The organism is Macrococcus equi (assembly GCF_047426745.1).
Lineage (GTDB): Bacteria > Bacillota > Bacilli > Staphylococcales > Staphylococcaceae > Macrococcoides > Macrococcoides equi.
In genome coordinates this window covers 25,739-50,693 of sequence record NZ_CP179732.1, presented here as the reverse complement: position 1 = coordinate 50,693, position 24,955 = coordinate 25,739, and the positions used below count along the sequence as shown (strand labels likewise).

The 24,955-nt window shown below is 33.7% G+C and carries 25 protein-coding genes; 23 read left to right on the top strand and 2 right to left on the bottom strand.

The genetic code is table 11. The features are described 5' to 3' along the window. Window positions 1-7 precede the first annotated feature (7 nt). The 12 genes from ACMGE6_RS00265 (at window position 8) to ACMGE6_RS00210 (ending at window position 12,105) form a co-directional block, all read left to right on the top strand. A complete protein-coding gene (locus ACMGE6_RS00265) occupies window positions 8-1,021 on the top strand; it encodes a glycosyltransferase (RefSeq protein WP_414044580.1) in 1,014 nt (337 codons plus the stop codon). Window positions 1,022-1,058: 37 nt separating this feature from the next. Then, window positions 1,059-2,174, top strand: a complete 1,116-nt coding sequence (locus ACMGE6_RS00260) for a glycosyltransferase family 4 protein (protein ID WP_414054028.1) — start codon at window positions 1,059-1,061, stop codon at window positions 2,172-2,174. 24 nt (window positions 2,175-2,198) lie between these two features. After that, window positions 2,199-3,479, top strand: coding sequence for a flippase (locus ACMGE6_RS00255; protein ID WP_414054027.1), 1,281 nt, complete (start codon window positions 2,199-2,201; stop codon window positions 3,477-3,479). 169 nt (window positions 3,480-3,648) lie between these two features. Further along, a complete protein-coding gene (locus ACMGE6_RS00250; protein WP_414044577.1) occupies window positions 3,649-4,317 on the top strand; it encodes a YveK family protein in 669 nt (222 codons plus the stop codon). Between the two features lie 20 nt (window positions 4,318-4,337). Next, window positions 4,338-5,039 carry a CpsD/CapB family tyrosine-protein kinase gene (locus tag ACMGE6_RS00245; protein WP_414047874.1) on the top strand — a complete coding sequence of 234 codons (702 nt, stop codon included), beginning with the start codon at window positions 4,338-4,340 and terminating at the stop codon, window positions 5,037-5,039. 24 nt (window positions 5,040-5,063) lie between these two features. Beyond that, complete coding sequence (locus ACMGE6_RS00240; protein WP_414047875.1) at window positions 5,064-6,875, top strand: polysaccharide biosynthesis protein; 1,812 nt, start codon at window positions 5,064-5,066, stop codon at window positions 6,873-6,875. Window positions 6,876-6,911: 36 nt separating this feature from the next. Beyond that, window positions 6,912-8,114, top strand: coding sequence for a hypothetical protein (locus ACMGE6_RS00235; protein ID WP_414044574.1), 1,203 nt, complete (start codon window positions 6,912-6,914; stop codon window positions 8,112-8,114). Between the two features lie 8 nt (window positions 8,115-8,122). Continuing rightward, window positions 8,123-9,106 carry an NAD(P)-binding domain-containing protein gene (locus ACMGE6_RS00230; RefSeq protein WP_414054026.1) on the top strand — a complete coding sequence of 328 codons (984 nt, stop codon included), beginning with the start codon at window positions 8,123-8,125 and terminating at the stop codon, window positions 9,104-9,106. Next, window positions 9,106-9,696: a sugar transferase gene (locus ACMGE6_RS00225; RefSeq protein WP_414047878.1), complete on the top strand. Its 591-nt coding sequence runs from the start codon at window positions 9,106-9,108 to the stop codon at window positions 9,694-9,696. The genes ACMGE6_RS00230 and ACMGE6_RS00225 overlap by 1 nt, the downstream gene beginning before the upstream one ends. Before the next feature lie 29 nt (window positions 9,697-9,725). Then, window positions 9,726-10,862 (top strand): DegT/DnrJ/EryC1/StrS family aminotransferase, encoded by a 1,137-nt coding sequence (locus tag ACMGE6_RS00220; RefSeq protein WP_414054025.1) that lies wholly within the window; start codon window positions 9,726-9,728, stop codon window positions 10,860-10,862. 76 nt (window positions 10,863-10,938) lie between these two features. Then, a complete protein-coding gene (locus ACMGE6_RS00215) occupies window positions 10,939-11,505 on the top strand; it encodes a hypothetical protein (RefSeq protein WP_414054024.1) in 567 nt (188 codons plus the stop codon). A gap of 15 nt (window positions 11,506-11,520) precedes the next feature. Then, window positions 11,521-12,105: a YdcF family protein gene (locus ACMGE6_RS00210; protein ID WP_414054023.1), complete on the top strand. Its 585-nt coding sequence runs from the start codon at window positions 11,521-11,523 to the stop codon at window positions 12,103-12,105. 34 nt (window positions 12,106-12,139) lie between these two features. Here ACMGE6_RS00210 and ACMGE6_RS00205 read toward each other — a convergent pair whose 3' ends face one another. Continuing rightward, on the bottom strand, window positions 12,140-12,553 hold the full coding sequence (locus ACMGE6_RS00205) for an RrF2 family transcriptional regulator (RefSeq protein WP_414047882.1): 414 nt from the start codon (window positions 12,551-12,553) through the stop codon (window positions 12,140-12,142). Window positions 12,554-12,729: 176 nt separating this feature from the next. Between ACMGE6_RS00205 and ACMGE6_RS00200 the strand changes: the two genes are divergently transcribed. Continuing rightward, window positions 12,730-13,878: a globin domain-containing protein gene (locus ACMGE6_RS00200; protein WP_414054022.1), complete on the top strand. Its 1,149-nt coding sequence runs from the start codon at window positions 12,730-12,732 to the stop codon at window positions 13,876-13,878. Between the two features lie 131 nt (window positions 13,879-14,009). On the opposite strand, the gene folD is transcribed toward ACMGE6_RS00200, so the two are convergent. Next, a complete protein-coding gene (gene folD / locus ACMGE6_RS00195; protein WP_414044565.1) occupies window positions 14,010-14,861 on the bottom strand; it encodes a bifunctional methylenetetrahydrofolate dehydrogenase/methenyltetrahydrofolate cyclohydrolase FolD in 852 nt (283 codons plus the stop codon). A gap of 210 nt (window positions 14,862-15,071) precedes the next feature. On the opposite strand from folD, the gene purE reads away from it, so the two are divergent. Genes purE through purH form a run of 10 tightly spaced genes read left to right on the top strand, consistent with a single transcriptional unit; the run spans window position 15,072 to window position 24,953 of the window. Beyond that, on the top strand, window positions 15,072-15,554 hold the full coding sequence (gene purE, locus ACMGE6_RS00190) for a 5-(carboxyamino)imidazole ribonucleotide mutase (RefSeq protein ID WP_414054021.1): 483 nt from the start codon (window positions 15,072-15,074) through the stop codon (window positions 15,552-15,554). Next, window positions 15,541-16,659: a 5-(carboxyamino)imidazole ribonucleotide synthase gene (purK, locus tag ACMGE6_RS00185; protein WP_414047885.1), complete on the top strand. Its 1,119-nt coding sequence runs from the start codon at window positions 15,541-15,543 to the stop codon at window positions 16,657-16,659. The genes purE and purK overlap by 14 nt, the downstream gene beginning before the upstream one ends. Continuing rightward, a complete protein-coding gene (gene purC / locus ACMGE6_RS00180) occupies window positions 16,656-17,357 on the top strand; it encodes a phosphoribosylaminoimidazolesuccinocarboxamide synthase (RefSeq protein WP_414054020.1) in 702 nt (233 codons plus the stop codon). The genes purK and purC overlap by 4 nt, the downstream gene beginning before the upstream one ends. 2 nt (window positions 17,358-17,359) lie before the next feature. Continuing rightward, complete coding sequence (purS, locus tag ACMGE6_RS00175) at window positions 17,360-17,620, top strand: phosphoribosylformylglycinamidine synthase subunit PurS (protein WP_414044561.1); 261 nt, start codon at window positions 17,360-17,362, stop codon at window positions 17,618-17,620. Then, window positions 17,620-18,282 carry a phosphoribosylformylglycinamidine synthase subunit PurQ gene (gene purQ / locus ACMGE6_RS00170; RefSeq protein ID WP_414054019.1) on the top strand — a complete coding sequence of 221 codons (663 nt, stop codon included), beginning with the start codon at window positions 17,620-17,622 and terminating at the stop codon, window positions 18,280-18,282. The genes purS and purQ overlap by 1 nt, the downstream gene beginning before the upstream one ends. 2 nt (window positions 18,283-18,284) lie before the next feature. Further along, window positions 18,285-20,465, top strand: a complete 2,181-nt coding sequence (purL, locus tag ACMGE6_RS00165) for a phosphoribosylformylglycinamidine synthase subunit PurL (RefSeq protein WP_414054018.1) — start codon at window positions 18,285-18,287, stop codon at window positions 20,463-20,465. After that, window positions 20,444-21,862 (top strand): amidophosphoribosyltransferase, encoded by a 1,419-nt coding sequence (gene purF / locus ACMGE6_RS00160; RefSeq protein ID WP_414044558.1) that lies wholly within the window; start codon window positions 20,444-20,446, stop codon window positions 21,860-21,862. Before purL ends, purF begins: the two co-directional genes overlap by 22 nt. Window positions 21,863-21,864: 2 nt before the next feature. Continuing rightward, window positions 21,865-22,896 (top strand): phosphoribosylformylglycinamidine cyclo-ligase, encoded by a 1,032-nt coding sequence (purM, locus tag ACMGE6_RS00155; protein WP_414054017.1) that lies wholly within the window; start codon window positions 21,865-21,867, stop codon window positions 22,894-22,896. 1 nt (window position 22,897) lies between these two features. Next, a complete protein-coding gene (purN, locus tag ACMGE6_RS00150; protein ID WP_414044556.1) occupies window positions 22,898-23,464 on the top strand; it encodes a phosphoribosylglycinamide formyltransferase in 567 nt (188 codons plus the stop codon). A 10-nt stretch (window positions 23,465-23,474) separates the two neighbouring features. After that, window positions 23,475-24,953: a bifunctional phosphoribosylaminoimidazolecarboxamide formyltransferase/IMP cyclohydrolase gene (gene purH, locus ACMGE6_RS00145; RefSeq protein ID WP_414044555.1), complete on the top strand. Its 1,479-nt coding sequence runs from the start codon at window positions 23,475-23,477 to the stop codon at window positions 24,951-24,953. The last annotated feature ends 2 nt before the right edge of the window (window positions 24,954-24,955 follow it).

Sequence of the window (24,955 nt, the reverse complement as noted above, 5' to 3'; positions counted from 1 at the left end):
AAACATAATGAAGTTAAGTATAGTGATGCCGGTTTATAATGTTGAAAAATATTTACCTGAATGTATTGAGGGTATAATTAAACAGGATATAGATGAAAGCAACTATGAAATTATCATTGTTAATGATGAATCACCAGACAATTCGTTAGTTATAGCTCAAGATTATCAAAAGAAACATTCAAATATCAAAATTATTTCTCAACAAAACGGCGGTATTGCATCTGCTAGAAATACGGGTATACAGGCAGCGCAAGGAGAATATCTAGTGCTACTGGATTCAGATGACTTTTATTCCCGAAAATTTTTTAAAGATATTTTCAACTTTATTGAAGAGAATAATCATCCTGATGTTGTATTATTCGACTTTAATTATTTTTATATGCTGGATGATCAACATGTTAGAGTTAAACGTCCTTTTAAACCAGAGGATTTTGATGGTTTAACAGGTAAGGAAGCATTAGAAATGATATTAGAGAAAGAAGTAATGTTTAGCTGGTATGTATGGCCAATGTTTGTTAAAACGTCTCTTGTTAAGCATAAAGAAATTTATTTTATCAAAAACAGAAACTATGAAGATATGATGTGGACACCAATCATATTCGCTTTAGCAAACAAAATTGCTTATTTCGATGAAGCGGTATTAGAATACCGTCAGCAACGAGCAGGACAAATTACAGGGACAACGAGTTATAAAAATATTGTTGACCCATTATATGCACCTCAAATCGTAGATGAGCTGATGAACAAACATAATATTAAACTAAGTGAAAAAGCTGAATTTAACTTAAAATGTAATATATCTAATAAATATTTTACAGCTTTTATTTATGGTTCGATGTTATCACGTAATGAACGAATACAGCTAGCTACTGTATTAAAACAACATGAAAATTTACGACAATATGCTTTTTCTAATTTGACGAAGCGAATCAACTTTCTTATAAGTAGCATTGGTATAAAAAATACATTAAAATTGTTTAGTATTGTATTACCGTTATATAGGAAAATTAAAAACAAATAATACATATATTGAATATGATTATAAATGAGGGATAATAATGAAGAAAGTTTTATTTTCAGCAAATGTTTTTAGACATTTTACTTCTTTCCATACACCTTATATGAAAATGTTGATGGATAAGGGCTATGAAGTTTATGCAATAGCCAATGAAGATTACGGTGGACATAAAGAACAACTGGATGCACTTGGTATTCATACTATAAAAGTACCGATCAATCGTAATCCTTTATCGAAAGATAATTTAGAAAGCTTAAAAATTCTAAAAAATACGATGGAAAATGAAGATTTTGATATCGTTCATGTCCATACGCCTATTGCAGCATTTTTAACACGATTGGCAAAACCAAAAGATATGCAGGGTAAATTAATCTACACAGCACATGGTTTTCATTTTTTCAAAGATGCACCATTAAAAAACTGGCTACTTTATTTTCCTTTAGAAAAGTTAACTGCAGCAAAGACGGATTTACTCATAACAACTAATAAAGAAGATACAGTGACTGCCAGAAAACTAGGGTTCACTGATGAAAATCTGGTACACATTAAAGGTGTCGGTGTTGAAATAGATCATCCTAAGTTAACTGATTCTGAGAAGTTAAGTTTAAGAAATGACCTAGGATTAAAGGTGAGTGATAAGGTTATTATCTTTGTGGCTGAAATGAATGATAATAAAAATCAAATATTCTTATTAAGAAACTGGAAGAAGATAAAAGAACAAGTCCCTGATGCTGTTTTACTATTTGCAGGTATTGGACCAAATCTTGAACAATATGAGGAGTATAGTGCAGAAAATGCCTTGAAAGATGTACATTTTCTTGGGTTTAGAAAAGATGTACCGAATTTACTGCAGATTTCAGACGTAATGACACTACTTAGTCATCGTGAAGGTCTTCCAAAAAGTATCATGGAAGGTATGGCTCAAGGATTACCATGTGTTGTAGCAGATACTCGAGGCATCGTAGACTTAGTAGATGATAATGAAAATGGATTCGTCGTTGAAAAAGGCAATGATGCAAGTTTAATCTATGCTTTTGCGGAAGTTTTAAATAACGATGAACTACGCAAATCGATGGGTGAAAAAAGTAAGCAAAAAGTTGAGTCTTTCACACTAGACTCAGTAATGAAAGATTATGAACAAGCTTATTTAGGCTGACATATTGATTGGAGTTTAATCTAGATGAAAAAAATGAACTTCGTTTGGATGTTTTTAGGTACTGGTATGGGTGCTATCATGGGTCTTCTAATGAACATTCTGTTAGCTCGTAATCTCGAAAAATCAGATTATGGTATATTTGGTATCGGATTAACATTTATTAATATTTTATCAGTAGTTATTGGATTTGGGGTTGCTGATTTTATTGTTAAGAGTTTTGCAGTAGAAGGAAGACGTGCATATCGTTATGTGAATGCATGTATTTCTCTATTCACGATCAGTTTTACTGTAACATTGCTACTCCTTTTAGCAGTTGTTTTTTCACCAATGTATGATTTTGAAACGAAATATTTTTTATTGTTAATAGTGCCGAATATTTTTTTACAAGGCATCTATTCTATAAATAACTCTGTCAATCAAATTGAAGAGAATTTTAGAGCAGTAGCTTTAAGCAACTTTCTTCTTTATTTTGTTCGTTTCTTTGCAGCCGTGCTCGCTGTTTTGACGTTTAAAGATGTTATTGCACTTGGATGGTATCTTGTCATGTTATCGTTATTAGCAGTTATTCCTTTTTGGCGCATTGTACGAAAACTTTTTACTCAGGAAGTTAAAGTTCCTGTTTTACAAAATGCAGTAATACCAAAGGATGCTACAATCTCAGAGACTTTTAAGGAGACTTATCCTTTTGGTCTGATTGGAATATTTTATTTTATCTATTATCAAAGTAATGTTTTACTGTTATCGTTTTTAGTAGGTAAAGTTGCTGTAGGGGAATATAATGCAGCGTTTGCAATCATTCAACTTGCTTTTATGTTTCCTGATTTAATTTTCAGAAGAATTTTCTATACTCGCATTCACGTGTGGGCAACCCATGATCCAAAACAGTTAAAACGTTTTAACCGTAGAAGTTCTATCATTTTATTTATATTGGGTGTAATAGGAATAGCATTCATCTGGTTAACAGCAAAATATTTAATTTTATTTACGGCAGGAGAGAAGTATTTAGATTCAGTATATTATTTACAGCTATTAAGTCTGGCAATCTTATTTAAATTTGCTACAGCAGTCAATGGGACGATTCTCTCTACTCAGCATATGGTGTATAAGATGATGCGTATAAATGCAATAATCGCCATTTTAAATTTAGTTGCAAATATAATTTTGATTCCAATTTTTAAAGTAGAAGGGGCGATATATGCAACTTTAATATCTGAATTTACAATGGCAGTGATCGTGTTTATAGTCTCAAATCGTTACTTAAATAGACTTGTAGAAAACGAAAATAAATTAGAACACGCATCTTAGGAACATTTTATTTAGATGACAATTGTAAATTTGAGTTAAAGTTTGCGTAAATTCGTTTAAAAATAGTAATTTAAAAAACAAAATTTCTAAAATGTAGCAAAAACCTAAAATTGTTATGGTAAAATAAATTAATAATAAAATTAATTAGAACTTTTTTGGAGGTAACAAAATGCAGGATACCATGAATTTTACTCAGATTTTGGAGGCACTTAAGAAAGGCTGGAAATTTATTTTAGGTACTACAATATTATTTGCACTGATTGCAGCTGCGATTTCTTATTTTTTACTCACTCCTATTTATAAATCCGAGGCAACTTTATTAGTTAACCAGGAAACTAGAACAAGTAAAAGTAACGATGCTGTAGACTTACAGACTAACTTGCAATCGATTACAACATACGCAAGTATTGCAAAGCTTCCTGATACATTATTACCAGTCATCGATAAACTTAACTTAAACGTTTTACCAGAAGATCTGGCAAAAGATATTGATGCTACAGCTGTTCAAAATTCAACGCTTTTAACGATTACAGTTGAAAACCCATCACAAAAACGTGCAGTAGATATTGCTAATGAAATTACTAAGACAATGGTTGAAAAGAACTCTTTAGATTTAAATAACTTAAAAGTAGCTTCGAAAGCACGTGTTATTCGTAATGCTGAACCTGTTGAACCAACACCATTAATTAATATCGGTATTGGTGCAGCTTTAGGACTTTTATTAAGTTTATTCTATGTATTAGCTAAAGCTTTAATGGATGTATCACTTAAAACATCTGAACAAGTTGAACGTGAAATTGGCGTTTCTGTTATCGGTAACATTCCATACATTAAATAATTACTAAAAGGAGTAATAACATGTTCAAAAAGAGTAAAAGTAAAATTAAAAATAGAACTGAAAAAGCTAGAAAGTTAATTACGTTAGATGATCCAAAATCTCCGGTATCTGAACAGTTCAGAACTTTAAGAACGAATATTTCATTTTCGACACCAGGTAGTCAATTACAAAAATTATTAGTAACTTCATCTGTTCAGCAAGAAGGAAAATCTACAGTTTCAGCAAACCTTGCGTGTGTATTTGCTCAAAATAATACTAAAGTACTATTTATTGATGCAGATATGCGTAAACCTACGGTGCATAACACTTTTGGTGTGAAAAATGCTGTGGGTCTTTCAACTTACCTGACAGAACAAAGTACTTTAAAGCAAACGATTCAACCGACTGAAGTCGAAAACTTAGATATTATGTCTGCAGGACCAGTGCCACCAAACCCTTCAGAATTATTAAACTCTAAAAATTTAGATATTATGTTAGATGAGCTTTGTACGTACTATGATTTAATTATCTTTGACAGTCCTCCAGTTTTATCTGTAACTGATTCACAAATTTTATCTGCAAAAGTTGACGGCATGGTATTAGTTATTGATAAACAAGAAAATAATAAAGCGAACGTAAAAGAAGCGCGCGATTTATTAACTGTAAGTGAACACTCTAAATTGTTAGGCATCGTCTTTAACAATGATGAGTATGATACAGATAAATATTACGTTTATCAATAATTTGTTATAGAGAGGGTTTTTTGTATGCATAAGAATTTCAAAACGTTACTACTCGTATTAGTAGATACATTAATTGTTTTGGGTTCAGTAATTTTGGCATGGTTTATCGTCAAGGGATCAAGTCCAGAACCAAACACTTATTTTGTAGTAACGGGTATCACAATTTTATTAGCTTATCTATTGTTTGCATTCCTGTTTAATCTTTTCAATCGTTTATGGATATATGCGAGTGTTAAAGAGCTGATTTCAATTGTCTATGCGGTCACATTAGCTGTTTTTACAGGAACTGTACTTACTTATATAGTTTTAACATTAATGAAAGAAACAAATAATATTATATTTGGTGCAGTGATTATTATTTGGCTATGTTTAATTGTTTTTATCGGGGCGACAAGAATATTCTTCAGAGTTTTCAATAAAGATCATGAGAGTAAAGAAGGTTTTGAACGTGTTTTAATTTTTGGAGCCGGACGTGGAGGAACGACGCTTGCACGTCAAATGGAAAATGTACCTTCTATGAAGATGAAGCCAGTGTTATTTCTTGACGATGATGTTAACAAATATAAGCAAGTAATCAATGGTGTTAAAGTAATGGGTTCTAGAAATGACTTAAGAGAATCTATCGATAAATATGCGATTGATAAAGTTATTTTAGCCATTCCATCATTAGCACAATACAAACTGAAAGAATTATATGATATTTGTATTGAATCAGGTGTAAAAGTTCAAATTATGCCGAACATTGACGATGTATTAACTGGTAAAAAAGAAGTATCTCATTTAAAAAATATAGATTTAGAAGATTTACTAGGCCGCGATCCAGTTCGCTTAGATGCTGGAGGTATTCGTGATGTCATTAATAACAAAACAATATTAATAACTGGAGCCGGTGGTTCTATTGGTTCAGAAATCGTTCGTCAGGCATCAAGTTTTGGACCAAAACGCGTATTATTATTAGGTCACGGTGAGAACAGTATCTATAACATTACGATGGAAATGAAAAATCGCTTTAAAGATGGACATATTAACTTTATTCCAGTTATTGCTGATATACAAGATAGAGACAGAATGTTCAGTATTGTAGAAAAATATCGTCCAGATGTTGTTTTCCATGCTGCTGCACATAAACATGTACCTTTAATGGAAGGTAATCCGAAAGAAGCAATTAAAAATAATATTTTTGGTACAAAAAATATTGCTGAAGCAAGTGATGCTTTTGGTGTAAAAACATTTGTAATGGTATCTACAGATAAGGCAGTTAATCCTCCAAATATTATGGGAGCAACAAAACGATGGGCAGAAATGGTTGTACAAAATCTGGATAAGCGTTCTGAAACAAAATTTGTTGCTGTTCGATTTGGTAATGTACTTGGTAGCCGTGGATCAGTTATTCCTTTATTTAAGAAACAAATTGAAAAAGGTGGACCAGTAACTGTTACTCATCCAGATATCACACGTTACTTTATGACGATTCCTGAAGCGAGTCGATTAGTTATTCAGGCCGGTGTTCTTGCAAAAGGTGGAGAAGTATTTGTACTCGATATGGGAGAGCCTGTTAAAATCGTGGATTTAGCAAAAAATGTTATTGAACTTGCAGGTTATTCTATCGAAGACATCGGTATAGAATTTACTGGATTAAGACCAGGTGAAAAAATGTACGAAGAATTGCTCAATGAAAATGAAGTTTCAGATGATCAGGTACATGAAAAGATTTATGTTGGTAAAGCAGTGCCTAAAGATTATGATGCATTAATGGCTGATATTGACCGACTATTGTCAATGTCTGATGAGGATGTTAAAGCCTTAGTAATTGGAGAAGCAAACAAAAAATTTTAATGTATCCAATAAATATGTAAACTAGGAGTACAAGCAATGGAAAAAAATCAGTTACGCACAGCTTTTGTTTTTATAGCGTTTATTACTGTGATGTTTTTAATAACCATCGCTTTGTATTATGTGAGCTTAGCAACTGGATATCATGGTCTGGCCTTACCTATCTTAGGTGGTAGTGATGATGGGGTATTCTACTTAGAAAATGCACTTGAAATTAAGAATGGCGGTAACGCTATTCTTACTTCAGTGCATGTTCTTGTATTAGGCTATGTTTTAAAGCTCTTTAATACAGAATATGTTTTTTATCTAAAGATGTTTAACTTTTTAGGCGTCATTTTATTTGCAGTAATTACTTACTTACTGATAAGAACACTTGTCGGTAGCCGTCATGTGATGAATTTATATAGCTTATTTTTAAGTATGATGTTGTTATTTATTAGTTTTGTCTATGTATCAACAATTTCGATCATTCGTGATATATGGATATTTGACTTTTTCTTATTAACAATATGGTTATTCGCAATATTTTTAAAATCAAATCATCCATTCAAAATCTTTTTAATTATACCTATTTTTATTTCAATGTATCTTTTATTCAGTTACAGAGATTACGCAGCGGCATCATTTTTTGGCGCAGCTGGTTTATTTATGTTTTTTAACAGAAAAAATAAATCAACAAATGTTGGATTTGTTGTTATTTCGGTTTTAGTACTACTTGGTATATATTACACACTACTCAAGGATTTTCAGCTACCATTTGTAGGATTAAGTTTAGCCGATGCTTTAAATTACAGAAAGAATGGGCAGGAATTTTTTGCAGGAGGAAGTCAGTTAAATATTTCTTTAGATCAACCTAATTATATATTCTTTTTATTTAGTTATACCTACAGCTTAATCAGTAATGCATTAGGACCTTTACCTTTTCAGGTCAGAGGATTTAGTACACTTGTATTATTTCTTACTGAATCAATTCCTATGACAATCATTTTCTTCTATATCTATAAAAATCGAAAATCATTGGAATATCTTGATAAGATGTTGTTAACACAAAGTCTTATCTGGTTCTTATTTATCGGAATTACAAATGACAACCTTGGAACGGGTTCACGTCTTAGAATTTCAGGATATCTATTTATCTTACTTGTATTTGCTAAACTGTTCTATATGAATAACTGGGGAAGAAAAATAGATGAAAAGCATGCAGCCTGGCAAAAGAAAAGTCAGTTTGTAAATCGAAGATGAGGTGAAATATGGATTTCTTAAAACTTAAAGACGAATTTAAAGTGCAAAGTTATGACTCTATCGTTCTTGCAACAACATCAAATCATAGCTCAGATTTTTTACGATTACCTGATAAATATATTAATGGTCAGAAATGTATGAGTTTTTCAATAGCGAATCCTGAAATCGCAACGCAGGTTATTCAGGTTTTTGATGGTAATGCTAAATACATATATGTAGATGTAGAACGAAAGCAAGATATTGATTTTGTATCAATTGCTCAGCAAAATATTCAAACAAGTCGTTTAAGAGAAATGAAGCCGAATGACCTGGCAATGGAAGCGGCAGATATTCTTATCTATAAAACAGTAAAAGATAAAAATTCAAACGTTTTGATAGTAGGAACAGGTAATATTGGTATTAAGCTTGCAATCCGTTTAACAGAAAGAAACTATAATGTTTATTTACACGGACGCAATAATGAAAAAGTTGAAAACTTTGTAATGATGATAAATCAAATGCTACCTAAGTATAGTAAAAAGATTAAAGCATGGCATGATGAACCAATTGATGTGTTATGCTCAATGGTATCAGCAATCGAAGTAATCGACAATAGCTATATCCCAAGCTTGAAGCAAGGAGCGCTTGCAATAGACGGGGGTATCGGTAATTTCTCTAAAGATTTTATTAAAAATGCTCATTTAAAAGATATTAATGTATTAAGATTAGATGTTCGTATCTCAAATGATTTATTAAATGGTATCGACCAATCGTATAATTCTAACTTTTTCACAGACATAAAGGGTGAGAAGGATTTTAATGGCATACATATTGTTTCCGGTGGTATTATTGGTAAGGAAGGTGACGTTATCGTTGACCGTATTCATATCCCAAAACGTGTGATAGGGATTGCAAATGGTATTGGTGGCGTTAAACCAATTGATTCAATCAGTGAAACTGAAAAAGAACAGATTGCCATTATAAATGAAGAGATTAGAAAAGAGGAAAAATAATGAAGAGACTTTTTGATATTGCAGTTAGTGGTACTGCATTAGTATTACTTAGTCCGGTTATTGTAACTTCAGCTGTTTTAATTAAAAAGAAATTAGGTTCACCTGTTTTATTTAAACAAACACGCCCTGGTAAAGACGGAGAGCCGTTTGAAATTTACAAATTTAGAACAATGACAGACGAACGTGATGAGAAGGGCGAACTTTTACCTGATGAAGTGAGGCTTACTGATTTTGGTAAAACTATTCGCAAGTTAAGTATCGATGAGTTACCTCAACTGCTTAATGTTTTAAAAGGTGATATCAGTCTAGTCGGTCCAAGACCATTACTCATGCAGTATTTACCTTTATATAATGAACATCAAAGACGCAGAATGGAAGTCAGACCCGGTATTACAGGTTGGGCACAGGTTAACGGCAGAAACAATATTAGCTGGGAAGAAAAATTTGATTTAGATGTTTGGTATGTTGACCACCAAAGCTTTATACTAGACTTATACATTATCTATCTGACGATATTAAAAGTATTTAAACAAGCAGATATCAGTCAGGATGGTCACGTAACAGTACCAGTATTTACAGGAACAAAATAAAACGTAGGAAATGAAAGAGGGCATTCTTAATGAATAAACGTTTACACTTATCAATAGCACATATCGGTGAAAATGAACAAAAATACGTTAAAGAAGCATTTGATCAAAACTGGGTTGCGCCACTAGGACCCAATGTAGATAAATTTGAAGAAGTTGTTGCTGAATATGTTGGCAGACACTCAGGCGCTGCACTAAATTCAGGTACTTCAGCAATTCACCTTGCTATAAAGTTATTAGACATTAAAGAAGGAGATACTGTTTTCTGTTCTTCATTAACATTTATAGCGAGTGCTAATCCAATTTGTTATGAAAAAGCGACACCTGTATTTATTGATAGTGAAAGAGATACATGGAACATGTCACCAGTAGCCTTAGAAAAAGCATTAAAAGAAGCGAAAGCAGAAGGCAAGTTGCCTAAAGCTGTAGTGATTGTTAACTTATACGGTCAACCTGCAAAATTTGATGAATTATTAGCTTTATGTGAGGCATACGGCGTACCAGTGATTGAAGATTCTGCTGAAAGTTTAGGTGCAGAATATAAAGGTAAGAAATCAGGTTCGTTTGGTAAGTTCTCAATCTTCTCATTTAATGGTAATAAAATTATTACGACAAGTGGTGGCGGTATGTTAATGACTGATGATGAAGCATTGACAAAGAAAGCACGTTTCTTATCTACACAAGCACGTGATCAGGCACTACACTATCAACATAGTGTAGTTGGATACAACTATCGTTTAAGTAACGTATGTGCTGGTATCGGACGCGGACAAATGGAAGTATTAGATGACCGTGTTGCACGTCGACGTGAAATATTTGATATTTATGCACGTGAAATTGGTGATATTGATGGTATTGAATTAATGCCTGAGTTACCTGAAACTAAGTCTAATCGATGGTTGACAGCACTTACGATTGATAGTCAAAAATTAGGTGTCACACCGAATGAATTAATTGAGAAGTTAGCAGCAGAAAATATTGAATCACGTCCTGTATGGAAGCCACTTCATATGCAACCTGTATTTGAAGGTACTAAATACTATCAACATGATGAAGATGTTGCAAAAGATTTATTTGAAAGAGGTCTATGCTTACCATCAGCATCATTGATGACTGATGAAGACGTAGTATTTGTGTGTGATACCATTAAAAAAATTATTCAAAAATAAACCCAATTAAAAACTGAAATGAAAGTTTCAGTTTTTTTTTGAATAAAACCAAAGCACGATTGAAAGTAGGTTTTATATGAAGAAGTTCTGGAGTATTTTATTAACTATTACCGTAGTGCTTTATTTAGCAGCAACAGTCGTATTTACTATATTTCATCAGCAGTTTAAACATTTAAACCTTAAGGATGATGTTAAATCAAGCAACTGTATTTTAGTTTATAATCCTGAAAATGATAGAGAATTATTACAGGAAGCAAAACAACAGCTTGATAAAAACCCTAAAAGCAAACTAATTTATTCACCTTTTGTTGTAAATAGTAACATTAATAGTTTAAAATTACTTAAAGAAGAAAAAATTAATAAATCTCAAGTTATCCCTGAATATTACAGTACATCTATGAAATCATCTTCTGAATATGTTGCTGATATTATGCATCAACATAATATGAACAATTGTATTATTGTAGGAAGAGATTATGAGATGAAACGATTGGTTGAAACATTCGAAAAAAATAATCCTTTATTTGAGTTCTATCATAAATCTGTTCAATTAAATGGAAAAAGTTATTTAGAAACTACTAAAGGCAGAAAAAAAGCAGAACATGAATTATGGCAATATCCAAAACTTTGGTTGAATCGATAACAGGAGGAATAGTCAATGAAAAAAAAGTTGATTGGAATTATTAGTGTTTTACTATTACTAGCAATAATCGCAGTAGGAATTGGTGTATGGTGTTATAATAATGTAGATCATGGCGATAAACCAAAGAAAAGTGATGTTATTATTATGATTGATGGTGGAGACAGTGGACGTTATACTGAAGCAGGTCGATTTTATGAGGAAAAATATGCACCTAAAGTTATGATATCACCCGCTATTGAAGATAAAAATGGTTTAAATAATGTTAAAGCTGTTGAGGAAGCTGGAGTACCTTCTAAAGCAATTATTAAAGAAACCAAAGCTACTTCAACGTGGACTAATGCCACTGAAACTTTAAAACTGATGAAAGAAAATAATCTTAAATCAGCACTTGTTGTGACAAGTGATTACCATGCAACACGTACAAAACTAGCTTATAATAGAGCTAATAAAGACTATGGTTATGATATTTCTGTCGTAGGGATTAAAAGTAAAGATGGTTTAAAGTGGAATGAATATCAGGAAGGTAAGAAACAAGCTTTCCGTGAAGCTTATATTATTCCTGCATACTGGTTAGGGCTATACAAATTTATAGATCTATAAATACAAAAGGCATTAGGAATTTTCCTAATGCTTTTTATAATTCAAAAGTTCTTTTATTTAAAATGTCTTGCAGCGTATACTTATCCAGAACTTTTAGATAAGCATGTAATGCTTCACCAAGCACTGACATGAGGCCACAATGATCGATAATAGGGCATGTGTTGGTTTCTCTATCAAAACATTCAACGATATTAAAATGCTCCTCAGTTTTTCGGATGAGTTTACCAATATTGATTTCTTCCGGGGGTAATTTTAAAGCGATACCTCCCCCACGTCCACGTGTCGTTTCAATATAGCCAAGAGAAGCTAAATTATTTACGACTTTGGTAAGATGGTTTTTAGAAATATTATAAAATTTTGCGATTTCATCTATTTGAGTTCGATTATCAGTTCGTGCAAGATACATAAGCACACGCAATGAGTAATCTGAATATAATGTAAGCTTCATGAACATCCTCTCCTCATGAGTTCATTATAGACTAATTTTATAAAAATAAATATTTATTATTTTAATAAATAATGAACATTTTAAATGATTATAGTTGTGTTTTTAGTCATGAAGTTGTAGTATGAATATAGAAAGTTAAACATGTATTTTAGATACAACTTTTAGGGGGAACAAAAATGTTAACAGAAGAAACAAAGAGTATAGTAAAAGCTACAATTCCGGTCTTAGAAGAACATGGCGAAGCAATTACGTCTGCTTTTTATAAGCATATGTTTGAACAACATCCTGAATTATTAAATGTCTTTAATAAAACAAATCAAAAATTAGGTCGTCAGCAAACAGCATTGGCACAAACTGTGATTGCTGCTGCAAAACATATTGATCATTTAGAAGCTATTATTCCAAATGTAAATCAAATCGCCCATAAACATAGAGCATTAGAAATTAAACCTGAACAATATCCGATAGTTGGAGAAAATTTAATCTGGGCAATTGGTCATGTTTTAGGAGATGCAGCGACACCGGAAATTATCGATGCCTGGACAAAAACATATGGTGTTATTGCGGATGTATTCATCCAAATGGAAGCAGCATTATATGATGAAGCAGACTGGCAGGATTTTGTACCTTTTAAAGTGGTAGATATTAAACAAGAATCAACTGAAGTAAAGTCATTCACAGTTCAAAGTGATAAAGTTAAAGTGAAATCGATTAAAGCAGGACAATATATTACTGTTAAAGTACATCCAGAAGATGAAGAAAATGATTCACTGCGCCATTATTCAATTTGCTCAGTAGACACAACTATTGGTATTAAATTTGCAGTAAAACGTGATGTTGCGGGTACAGAAAAAGGTCTTGTTTCTAACTATTTACATGATCATATTAAAGTTGGAGATGAAATATTATTATCTGCACCAGCTGGAGAATTTACAGTAGAAGCACCTGCTGACAAGTCAATTGTTTTAATCAGCGGTGGAGTTGGTATGACACCTATTATGGCAATGTTAGAAGCTGAAGCTGCGAAAGGTCGCGACATTAAGTTTATACATTCAGCTTATAATCGTGATGCAGTTCCATTTAAATCTGAAATTACAAAGTATCATAATAAAGAAAATGTTCAGTTCTATTTTAATTATTCAGAATCAGCTGGCCGTTTAAATAAAACTAAATTAGCTGACATTATCAATGGTAACGAAGAAATTTATATGTGCGGTTCAGTAGCATTTATGGAAGGTATGCTTGAAGTGTTTAATGAGATGAATATTGATCGCAGTCAAGTCCATTTCGAACCATTCGGCCCTAAAATGAGTATTACGATTTAATTGATTCAAGCTGTCAAGTATGACAGCTTTTTTATTTTTTTAAACCATAAAAAGGCCCGGAAAATTAGTTTCCGGGCCTTGAAAGTATGATACAGATATTTAATTAGAATTGGACCTAATCAGACCATATCTTATTTTCCTGAAATGCGTTTTGCAGCAAGTAAAGTATTGTTTAATACCATTGTAATTGTCAGTGGGCCAACACCGCCTGGGACAGGTGTAACTGCACTTGCTACTTCACTTACTTCATCATACTTAACGTCTCCTGTTAATTTACCATCAACAACAGTATTACCAACATCGACAACAACTGCTCCTGGCTTAACATCTTCTTTAGTTACTAAACCAGGTTTACCAACAGCAGAGACAATTACATCAGAACGTTTAAGTACATCTTTCATGTTTTTACTGCGAGAGTGTAATAATGTTACTGTTGCATTTGCATCTGTTAATAATTTAGATACGGGTTGACCAACGATATGGCTACGGCCAATCACTGCGACGTCTTTTCCTTCTAGATCCATATCCGCATTTTTTAAGATTTCCATAATGCCTAGAGGTGTACAAGGAATATAGGTTTCTACTCCTGCATAAAGGCGTCCGATATTAACTGGGTTAAATCCATCAACATCTTTTTCTGGTGAGATTTTTTCTAAAACTTTTGTCTCATCAATTTGTTTCGGTAGTGGTACTTGAACGAGGATACCATGCACATTAGAATCATTGTTAAGTTTTTCGATTTCATTTAATAATGTTTCTTCTGTCGTTGATTCATCTAAATGGATGATTTCTGAGGACATACCGATTTTCTCTGCAGATTTCTTTTTGTTATTTACATAACTTTGACTAGCTCCATCATTCCCTACAAGAATAACTGTTAAGTTTGGTGTTACTCCCTGACCTTTTAATGCTTCTACTTCTTTTGCTAACTCTGCGCGATAGTCAGTCGCAATTTTTTTCCCATCTAAAACTTTTGCTGTCATAAAAATTCCCCTCCATCAATTTTTCGAACAATTAAGTTTATTATAGCAAAAAAACAATCAAAAAAACGAACAAAAATTTATTATTTTATAAAAAAGTATGTAATTGTTCGTAATTTACATTGAAAAATCATACTTGAATTGTTATGCTATATAAGTAATATACACTTATTCTAAAGCGTTTATCAAATAATTCATAAAGGGTGATCATTGGTGAAGGTAGCAGTTATTATGGGATCTTCTTCTGACTGGACTACGATGAAGGAAGCAGTCGATATGTTAGAATATTTCGATATTTCTTATATCAAGCAAGTAGTTTCAGCACACAGAACGCCATTAGAAATGGTTGAGTTTGCAAGAAATGCACGTAACAACGGTATTGATATTATTATTGCGGGAGCTGGAGGCGCAGCGCATTTACCAGGTATGGTTGCTTCGATGACAACAGTTCCAGTAATTGGTGTTCCAATTGAATCTAAGGCTTTAAAAGGAATGGATTCATTATTATCAATTGTCCAAATGCCTGGCGGTATTCCGGTCGCTACAACAGCTATCGGTAAAGCAGGTGCAAAGAATGCCGGTATACTTGCAGCCCGTATGTTAAGCATTAAAGAACCTACATTAATTGAGAAGCTTGATCGTTACGAAGCTTCATTAGTTAAGAAAGTTGAGGCGATGCAAAATGACCTTAAATAATTTTAAACTTGGTCAATCTATCGGAATCGTAGGTGGCGGTCAGCTTGGAAAGATGATGGCACAATCTGCACAGAGAATGGGCTTTAAAGTGAATATACTTGATCCAGATCCTGCATGTCCTGCACGCTATGTAGCTCACGAATTTATTGAGTCACCATATAATGATATAGAAGGATTAAAAAAATTAAGTGCACTGAGTGATGTCATTACTTACGAATTTGAAAATATTAATGCAGAGACCTTAAAAGAAATTTGTGCGGAAAATCATGTTCCCCAAGGTTATCAGACAGTAGGTACTGTACAGAATCGATTATCTGAAAAAGAAGCAATCGCTTCAAGTGGAGCAATCGTTGTACCATATAAAAAAGTTGATTCTAAAGCATCATTAGATGAAGCTATAGAAGAACTTGGTTATCCTATCGTTTTAAAAACGGTTTTTGGTGGATACGATGGTAAAGGTCAGCTTGTTTTAAAATCATCTGAACAATTAGAGGAAGCATATCTTATGATACAAGATGCAGTCCTTGTAGCTGAGAAAATGATTGAATTAGACCGTGAGATATCTATCACAGCATCTCGTAATCTTCAAGGAGAAATATGTTATTTCCCGGTTCAGGAAAATGAGCATCGCAATCAAATATTATTTAAAACATTTGTGAAAAAGAGTCATGAATATAGTGAACAGGCAATTGCAGAAGTCGAAAAAATTATTTCAAAAATTCATTTTGTAGGAACGTTCACAGTGGAATTCTTCATTGCAAAAGATGGTCAATTATATGTTAATGAGATAGCTCCTCGCCCACATAATTCAGGACATTATTCAATTGAGGCATGTAACTATTCACAATTTGATACACATATCTTATCGGTCATTGGATACTCGCTACCTAAAGAAATTGTACTCCATGAAGAAGCGGTAATGTATAACCTGCTTGGTCAAGATTTAGATGCTATGGAAAGTTACTTCCCGAGTCATCCGGAATGGCATGTACATGTGTATGGAAAAGAAGTGAGAAAACACAATCGTAAAATGGGACATATTACCCTTTTATTAGACGATAAAGAAGATACGTATTATCCTATATATGAGGAGATGATGAAATGAGTTTAGTTTATGAAGGTAAAGCAAAAAGAGTTTTTAGTACAGATGATGATAATGTATATCGTATTGAATACAAAGACGAAGTAACAGCTGGAAATGGTGCTAAAAAAGATAAGATGGAAGGTAAAGGACGATTAAATAATTTAATCACGAGTTATTTTTTTGAAAGACTTGCTCAGGAAGGTGTTCCATCTCATTTTATTGAAAAGCTTAGTGAGACTGAACAATCAGTGAAAAAAGTTACAATCATTCCGTTAGAAGTAGTTGTACGTAATGTCGCAGCAGGTTCAATCGTTAAACGTTTAGGTTTTGATAATGGACAAGTATTTAACGCTCCATTGGTTGAGTTCTACTACAAAAAAGATGAATTAAACGATCCATTTATTTCTGATGATCATGTGAAATTACTTGGCTTGGCAAATGATGAGGATATTGCAGAATTAAAACGTCAGGCATTAATCGTCAATGATACTTTAATCAAAATCATGAATGAAATGAATTTACAACTTGTTGACTTTAAAATTGAGTTTGGTAAAGATCATACAGGTAAAATTTTATTAGCTGATGAAATTTCACCAGATACTTGCCGTATATGGGATAAAGAAACAAATGAAAATTTTGATAAAGATGTTTACCGCAATGAAACTGGCTCATTAATTGATACTTATACTAAATTTTATAATAAACTGGAGGAATTATAATCATGACTAAAATCGAATTACACATCACATTACAACCACAGGTGTTAGATACTCAAGGACAAGCTTTAACACGTGCAGTACATGATCTTGGCTACAAACAGGTTAATGATATTCGCGTTGGTAAAGTACTTTATATGACTGTAGATGAAGCAAGTGAACAAGCTGTTGCAAATGTTGTAAATACTTTAAGTGAAAAATTATTTGCGAATACAGTAATCGAGGAGTACAGCTATAAAATCATTGAAGACAAGGAGACAAAATAATGAAATTTGCTGTGATTGAATTTCCAGGATCAAACTGTGATAGAGACATGTTCAATGCAGCTCTAAACACAGGATTTGAAGCGGAGTATGTTGACTATCGTGAAACTTCTCTTGAAGGATTTGATGGCGTATTAATACCTGGTGGTTTCTCATTTGGTGATTATCTGCGTTGCGGCGCAATGGCGCGTGTTGCACCGATTGTACCAGAAGTTAAACGATTAGCAGAAGAAGGTCGTCCGGTATTAGGTGTATGTAATGGTTTCCAAATATTAACGGAAATTGGCTTGTTACCTGGTGCATTGATGCATAACACAAGTCATAAATTTATTTGTCAGAATGAACCATTAACGATTGTAAATAATGATACTAAGTTCACTCATAAATACGATGATCAAGAATCAGTAATCTATCCAATTGCACATGGTGAAGGAAATTATTACTGTTCTCCTGAAACATTAAAAGAATTACAAGATAATAATCAAATTATCTTAACATATAAAAACAATCCTAACGGTTCTATAGAAGACATCGCTGGTATTGTGAATAAAGCTGGAAACGTATGTGGTATGATGCCTCATCCAGAGCGTGCTATGGAATCATTACTGGGTACAGATGACGGTGTGAAATTATTCCAGTCAATTCTAGAAAGTTGGGGGAAATAAGAATGGTTAAATTTTTAGAGCCGAATGAACAAGAGATTAAAGATAATAAATTATATGCTGAAATGGGTTTAAGTGATTCTGAATATGATAAAGTTGTTGAAATTCTAGGGCGCATGCCAAACTATACAGAGATTGGTATCTTCTCTGTAATGTGGAGTGAGCATTGCTCATACAAGCATTCTAAGCCATTTTTAAAGCAATTCCCTGTAACTGGTGAGCGTGTATTAATGGGTCCTGGTGAAGGCGCTGGAGTCGTTGATATTGGCGACAACCAAGCTGTTGTATTTAAAGTGGAATCACACAATCATCCATCTGCAATAGAACCTTATCAAGGTGCTGCTACTGGTGTCGGAGGTATCATTCGTGACATCGTTTCTATTGGTGCACGTCCAGTACAATTATTAAACTCATTACGTTTTGGTGAACTAACAGAAAAACAAAACAAACGTTTATTTAGTGGTGTTGTAGCAGGTATTGGTGGATACGGGAACTGTATCGGTATTCCTGCAGTAGCTGGAGAAATCGAATTTGATTCTAGATATGACGGAAATCCACTTGTTAACGCAATGTGCGTAGGTGTGATTGATCACGATAAAATTCAAAAAGGTACTGCCAAAGGTGCAGGAAACCCGGTGATATATGTTGGTTTAAAAACAGGTCGTGATGGTATTCACGGAGCTACATTTGCTTCTGAAGAATTAAGTGAAGAAAGTGAAGCAAAACGTCCATCAGTACAAATTGGTGACCCTTTTGTCGGTAAAAAATTAATGGAAGCAACACTTAAAGCGATTACTTATCCTGAATTAGTAGGTATTCAAGATATGGGTGCAGCAGGACTTACATCTTCAAGTTCGGAGATGGCTGCAAAAGGTGAGTCAGGGATTCACTTACATTTAGAGAAGGTACCGACACGTGAAGAAGGTATCTCTCCATATGAGATGATGTTATCTGAAACGCAGGAACGTATGTTATTAGTAGTAGAAAAAGGTACTGAGCAAAAGTTCTTAGATTTATTCGAACATCATGAGCTTGATGCAGCGGTAATCGGTGAAGTTACAGATACTGATCGTTTCGTATTAAGTTATGAAGGTGAAATATATGCTGATATTCCAGTACAACCTTTATCAGATGAAGCACCAGTATATGTATTAGAAGGTAAACAAGCCGAATATAAAGATGTTAATCACAACTATGACTCTATTAACGCTCAAGACGTCTTTACTAAGCTTTTAAATCATCCTACAATCGCATCAAAAACTTGGGCATATTCACAATATGATCAGCAAGTTGGAGCTAACACGATTATTAAACCTGGTCTTTCTGCTGGTGTAACACGTGTGGAAGGAACTAAAAAAGCAATTGCTTCTACAATTGATGGTGAAGCACGTTATGTATTTAACAATCCTTACGAAGGCGGTAAGATGGTTGTTGCCGAGGCATATCGCAATTTAATTGCTGTAGGTAGTTTACCACTTGCAATGACTGATTGCTTAAATTACGGAAATCCTGAAAAGCCGGAAATTTATCAGCAACTTGCAGATTCAACACGTGGAATGGCCGAAGCATGTGCTGTACTTAATACACCAGTAGTTTCTGGGAACGTATCTTTATACAATGAAACTAAAGGTGATGCAATCTTCCCTACACCAGTTGTAGGCATGGTTGGTTTAATTGAAAATGTAGATTATTTAAATGATTTCAAACCACAAAATGGCGAAAAGGTTTACTTAATTGGTGCTTTAAATAACGATTTTGGTGGATCACAAATCGAAAAATTATTATTTAATGAGGTTTCTCACGTAACGACATCAATTAATTTAGATGATGAAGTTAAACGCGGCGAAACAATTCGTAAAAATATTATTGATGGAAAATTATCACATGTTCAAGCTGTTGGTAAAGGCGGCTTAGCAATTAAACTTGCTCAGATTGCTGCATACTTTAATACAGGTATAGAAGCCTCTGTTGATGCAACAAATGCTGAAATTTTTGCTGAAACTCAAGGTAATTATATCGTAATCGCTAAAGAAGGTTTCGTACCTGAGAATGCAATAGAAATCGGTACTTTTGGCGGTCGATCATTTACATTAAAAACAAACCAAGGCGAAATTTCTGAATCTGTAGAAAATATTGCTCAGTCTTGGAAAGGGGCTATTGAAAAATGTATGACATCAGAGGCCTAAATGAAGAATGTGGTGTTTTCGGTATTTGGGGTCACCCAAATGCCGCTGACCTCACTTATATGGCGCTACATTCTTTACAGCACCGTGGACAGGAAGGTGCTGGTATAGTATGTTCTGACGAGTCAAATATTTATGGTGCACGTGGCATGGGGCTTTTACCTGAGGCAATTAGTCAAGTCAAACTAAGTTCATTAAGTGATTTTAACCATGCTATCGGTCATGTACGATATGCTACAACTGGTGCATCTGAATTATCAAATGTTCAACCATTTATCTTTAAACACTCAAAAGGTGATATTGGTTTAGCACATAATGGTAATTTAACAAATGCTGAACAGATTAAATTAGCATTGGAAGCTGAAGGGGCAATTTTTCAGACTTCTAGTGATTCAGAAGTTTTAGGTCATTTATTATTAAAAGCTAAGTCGAATAATAAATTAGCAAACTTTAAAGCTGCCCTGAATCAAATTAAAGGTGCTTTTTCATTTGTAGTATTACATCCTGAACAAATGTTTGTAGCTCGAGATAGTAATGGCGTACGTCCATTAATGTTAGGTAAAGTAGATGGTGCATATTGCGTAGCAAGTGAAACGTGTGCGTTTACAGCAATTGGTGCAGATTATATTAGAGATATTGAGCCGGGAGAAGTATTAGTCATATCGAACGACGGTTTAATCGAAGATACTTATACATCTCACACTGCTTCTCACATGTGTTCAATGGAATATGTTTATTTTGCACGACCTGATTCTGAGTTTAGAAAGCATTCTATTTATGAAGTACGTAAAGCTTTAGGCAGACAGCTTGCCAAAGAAATGAATGTAGAAGCAGACATAGTGATTGGTGTACCTGATTCTTCTTTACAAGCTGCAAAGGGATTCGCTGAACAAGCACAAATCCCAAATGAACAAGGTTTAATCAAAAATAGATATGTTGGGCGTACATTTATTGCCCCTAATCAAACATTACGTGAACGCGCTGTACGAATGAAACACTCACCTGTTAGAGATGTCATCGAAGGAAAACGTGTAATTGTTATTGATGACTCAATAGTACGAGGGACAACAAGTAAATTTATCGTAAAAACACTAAAAAATGCTGGAGCAAAAGAAGTACATATGGCTATTTCATCTCCACCATTAATTCATCCTTGTTACTACGGAATTGATGTTTCTACGCATGCTGAACTAATCGCTTCAGATAAAAGTGTAGAAGAAATCAAAGACATATTAGAAGTTGACTCATTAACATATTTATCAGTCAAAGGTATGCATGAAGTGTTTAGTTCATTTGATTCTAAAGGTGAATGTAATGCTTGTTTTACAGGCAATTATCCAATTGAAATTGTCGATCATTTGTTGCCTGAAGATAAAGAGAAGAAGAAGAAGGGAGTCTAACCATGGCTGAAAGTTATAAAGAATCTGGTGTAGATATTCACGCGGGTTATGAAGCGGTAGAAAGAATGAAGAAACACGTTGATCGTACAATGCGCAAGGAAGTTCTTGGAGGACTTGGAAGCTTCGGAGCTGCTTTTGACCTTTCTCAGTTAGATATGAAACAACCAGTATTAGTTTCAGGAACTGATGGTGTAGGTACGAAATTACGTTTAGCAATCGATGCAGATAAACATGATACAATCGGAATTGATGCAGTAGCAATGTGTGTCAATGACATTTTAACAACTGGGGCTATGCCACTTTATTTTTTAGATTACTTAGCTTTAAATAAAGTTGATCCTATTATTGTCGAGCAAATTGTTAAAGGTGTTGCCGAAGGTTGTGTGCAAAGTGAATGTGCACTTATCGGTGGAGAAACTGCTGAAATGGGCGATATGTATCATACAGGAGATTATGATATCGCTGGATTTGCTGTAGGAGCAGTTGAAAAATCAGAATATATTGATGGTACAAATATTACTGAAGGTGATGTTATCCTCGGTTTAGCATCAAGTGGTATTCATTCGAATGGATATAGTTTAGTAAGAAAAATTATTAAAGATAATGCATTAGATCTAAATGCTGAATTTGCAGAAGGTAAGACGTTATTAGATACAGTTTTAGAACCAACACGTATCTATGTAAAGCACGCTAAAGCAGTCTTAGAACATGCATCAGTTAATGGTATGTGTCATGTAACTGGTGGTGGATTTATTGAAAATATACCACGTGTATTCCCGTCAGGAGTTTATCCATCAATCGATGTAACTTCTATTCCAAAATTACCAATTTTTGATTTATTAGAGGAAAAAGGACAAATAGATGCGCATGAAATGTATAACATCTTTAATATGGGTATCGGATTTATCTTTATTGTAAAAGAGAGTGAAGTTTCAAAAATTCGATCAGTGTTAAAAGAACAATTTAACGAAGAAATTTATGCTATCGGTAAAGTTGTTTCAGGTGATAAAGAAATAGAAATCACGGGGGTTTAACATGAAGAAAGTTGCAATATTTGCTTCAGGAAATGGTTCAAATTATGAAAAAATCATGGAAAATATTCAAGCTGAATTTTTAACTGAAATTGATGTAGTTGGTCTATACACTGATAAAACAGAGGCATTTGCAATTGAACGTGCTAGAAGATTTAAGACACCTGTACATATCTTTGAATTATCACAATATGAGAACAAAATTGCATACGAAACAGCTATTTTAAAACAGTTACAAGATGACGGCGTTGAATGGATTATTCTTGCGGGCTATATGAAACTCATCGGTGAAACTTTACTGGATGCGTATGATGGTCAAATATTAAATATCCATCCTTCGTTACTACCGAGCTTTCCAGGTAAAAATGCTGTTGGACAAGCTTTACAATATGGAGTAAAAGTGACAGGTGCGACAGTGCATTATGTTGATAGTGGAATGGATACAGGGAAAATTATTGATCAGATGAGTTGTCCGATTTATGAGGATGATACTGAACAAACATTACAATTACGTGTACAAAACCTTGAATATGAATTATATCCAAGAGTAATTAAAAAAATTATTCAATAAGGAGTCTAACATGAGAAAAGCGTTATTAAGTGTTTCAGACAAAACTGGCATTGTTGAATTTGCTAAAAATTTAGTAGCGAATGATTTTGAAGTATATTCAACAGGCGGTACGAAAAAGACTTTAGAAGAAAATAACATTCCTGTGAAATCAGTGAGTGAGCTAACAAATTTTCCTGAAATTATGGATGGTCGTGTGAAAACTTTACATCCGAATATTCATGGAGGAATTCTTGCAGATCGTGATAATAACGAACATGTTGCGGCCATGAAAGAACATAATATTGCGCCGATTGATTTAGTAGCTGTTAACCTTTATCCATTTGAAGCTACAGTAGCAAAACCTGATGTAACTGAAGCTGATGCAATAGAAAATATTGATATCGGTGGACCTACTATGTTACGTTCTTCAGCTAAAAACTTTAAACACGTCATCACAATTGTTGATCCAAAAGATTATGATGTCGTGATTGAAAAAATTAAAAATGATGATGTAGATTATGAATTCCGTAAATCATTAATGGTAAAAGTATTTACGCATACAAATAAATATGATGCTGCGATCGTGAACTTCTTTAGTAATAATAAAGAATCACTCCGTTATGGTGAGAACCCACATCAATCAGCTGAATTTATTAAAACAAGTGATGCTAAAAATACTTTAGCCGGTGCTAAGCAGTTACATGGTAAACCATTAAGTTTCAATAATATTAAAGATGCTGATGCTACACTTTTCTTAGCGAAGCAATTTGATATGCCTGCTGCAGTTGCAGTAAAACATATGAATCCATGTGGTGTAGGGACGGGTGAAACTATTGCCCAGGCTTTCCAGAATGCATTTGATGCTGATAGTCAAAGTATATTTGGTGGCATTGTTGCGGTAAACCGCGAAGTTGATAAAGCTACAGCAGAAATTATGCATTCAATCTTCTTAGAAGTTATTATTGCGCCTTCATTTAGTTCGGAAGCATTAGAGATATTAACACAAAAGAAAAACATCCGATTACTTGAAATTGATATGACTGTTGAAGAAAATGAAAAAGAATTTGTATCCGTTTCTGGCGGTTATTTAGTTCAGGATAAAGATTTACTGAATGTGCCACGTGAAGATATGCGTGTAGTGACTGAAACTCAGCCGACTGAAGCTCAATGGAAGGCAATTGAACTTGGCTGGAAAGTTGTTAAGAGCGTCAAATCTAACGCAATTGTTTTAGCAAATGATAAACAGACAGTAGGAATTGGTGCGGGTCAAATGAATCGCGTTGGATCGGCAAAAATTGCAATTGAACGTGCAATTGAAATGAATGAAAACGTTGTAATGGCAAGTGATGGTTTCTTCCCGATGAGTGATACAGTTGAAACAGCTCACGCTGCTGGTATTAAATGTATTGTTCAGCCTGGTGGTTCAATTAAGGATCAGGATTCAATTGATAAAGCAAATGAATTTGGCATTGCGATGGTAATGACAGATGTTCGTCATTTCAAACACTAGGA

What these genes read in the sequence shown, in the direction of transcription:
- purQ (WP_414054019.1), top strand. Translation starts at nt 17,620, where the DNA reads ATGAAATTTGCTGTGATTGAATTTCCAGGATCAAACTGTGATAGAGAC.
- ACMGE6_RS00250 (WP_414044577.1), top strand. Translation starts at nt 3,649, where the DNA reads ATGCAGGATACCATGAATTTTACTCAGATTTTGGAGGCACTTAAGAAA.
- ACMGE6_RS00260 (WP_414054028.1), top strand. Translation starts at nt 1,059, where the DNA reads ATGAAGAAAGTTTTATTTTCAGCAAATGTTTTTAGACATTTTACTTCT.
- purM (WP_414054017.1), top strand. Translation starts at nt 21,865, where the DNA reads ATGGCTGAAAGTTATAAAGAATCTGGTGTAGATATTCACGCGGGTTAT.
- purC (WP_414054020.1), top strand. Translation starts at nt 16,656, where the DNA reads ATGAGTTTAGTTTATGAAGGTAAAGCAAAAAGAGTTTTTAGTACAGAT.
- ACMGE6_RS00245 (WP_414047874.1), top strand. Translation starts at nt 4,338, where the DNA reads ATGTTCAAAAAGAGTAAAAGTAAAATTAAAAATAGAACTGAAAAAGCT.
- ACMGE6_RS00235 (WP_414044574.1), top strand. Translation starts at nt 6,912, where the DNA reads ATGGAAAAAAATCAGTTACGCACAGCTTTTGTTTTTATAGCGTTTATT.
- ACMGE6_RS00210 (WP_414054023.1), top strand. Translation starts at nt 11,521, where the DNA reads ATGAAAAAAAAGTTGATTGGAATTATTAGTGTTTTACTATTACTAGCA.
- purL (WP_414054018.1), top strand. Translation starts at nt 18,285, where the DNA reads ATGGTTAAATTTTTAGAGCCGAATGAACAAGAGATTAAAGATAATAAA.
- purS (WP_414044561.1), top strand. Translation starts at nt 17,360, where the DNA reads ATGACTAAAATCGAATTACACATCACATTACAACCACAGGTGTTAGAT.
- purN (WP_414044556.1), top strand. Translation starts at nt 22,898, where the DNA reads ATGAAGAAAGTTGCAATATTTGCTTCAGGAAATGGTTCAAATTATGAA.
- ACMGE6_RS00230 (WP_414054026.1), top strand. Translation starts at nt 8,123, where the DNA reads ATGGATTTCTTAAAACTTAAAGACGAATTTAAAGTGCAAAGTTATGAC.
- purK (WP_414047885.1), top strand. Translation starts at nt 15,541, where the DNA reads ATGACCTTAAATAATTTTAAACTTGGTCAATCTATCGGAATCGTAGGT.
- ACMGE6_RS00225 (WP_414047878.1), top strand. Translation starts at nt 9,106, where the DNA reads ATGAAGAGACTTTTTGATATTGCAGTTAGTGGTACTGCATTAGTATTA.
- ACMGE6_RS00240 (WP_414047875.1), top strand. Translation starts at nt 5,064, where the DNA reads ATGCATAAGAATTTCAAAACGTTACTACTCGTATTAGTAGATACATTA.
- ACMGE6_RS00205 (WP_414047882.1), bottom strand. Translation starts at nt 12,553, where the DNA reads ATGAAGCTTACATTATATTCAGATTACTCATTGCGTGTGCTTATGTAT.
- folD (WP_414044565.1), bottom strand. Translation starts at nt 14,861, where the DNA reads ATGACAGCAAAAGTTTTAGATGGGAAAAAAATTGCGACTGACTATCGC.
- purH (WP_414044555.1), top strand. Translation starts at nt 23,475, where the DNA reads ATGAGAAAAGCGTTATTAAGTGTTTCAGACAAAACTGGCATTGTTGAA.
- ACMGE6_RS00265 (WP_414044580.1), top strand. Translation starts at nt 8, where the DNA reads ATGAAGTTAAGTATAGTGATGCCGGTTTATAATGTTGAAAAATATTTA.
- purF (WP_414044558.1), top strand. Translation starts at nt 20,444, where the DNA reads ATGTATGACATCAGAGGCCTAAATGAAGAATGTGGTGTTTTCGGTATT.
- ACMGE6_RS00255 (WP_414054027.1), top strand. Translation starts at nt 2,199, where the DNA reads ATGAAAAAAATGAACTTCGTTTGGATGTTTTTAGGTACTGGTATGGGT.
- ACMGE6_RS00215 (WP_414054024.1), top strand. Translation starts at nt 10,939, where the DNA reads ATGAAGAAGTTCTGGAGTATTTTATTAACTATTACCGTAGTGCTTTAT.
- ACMGE6_RS00200 (WP_414054022.1), top strand. Translation starts at nt 12,730, where the DNA reads ATGTTAACAGAAGAAACAAAGAGTATAGTAAAAGCTACAATTCCGGTC.
- ACMGE6_RS00220 (WP_414054025.1), top strand. Translation starts at nt 9,726, where the DNA reads ATGAATAAACGTTTACACTTATCAATAGCACATATCGGTGAAAATGAA.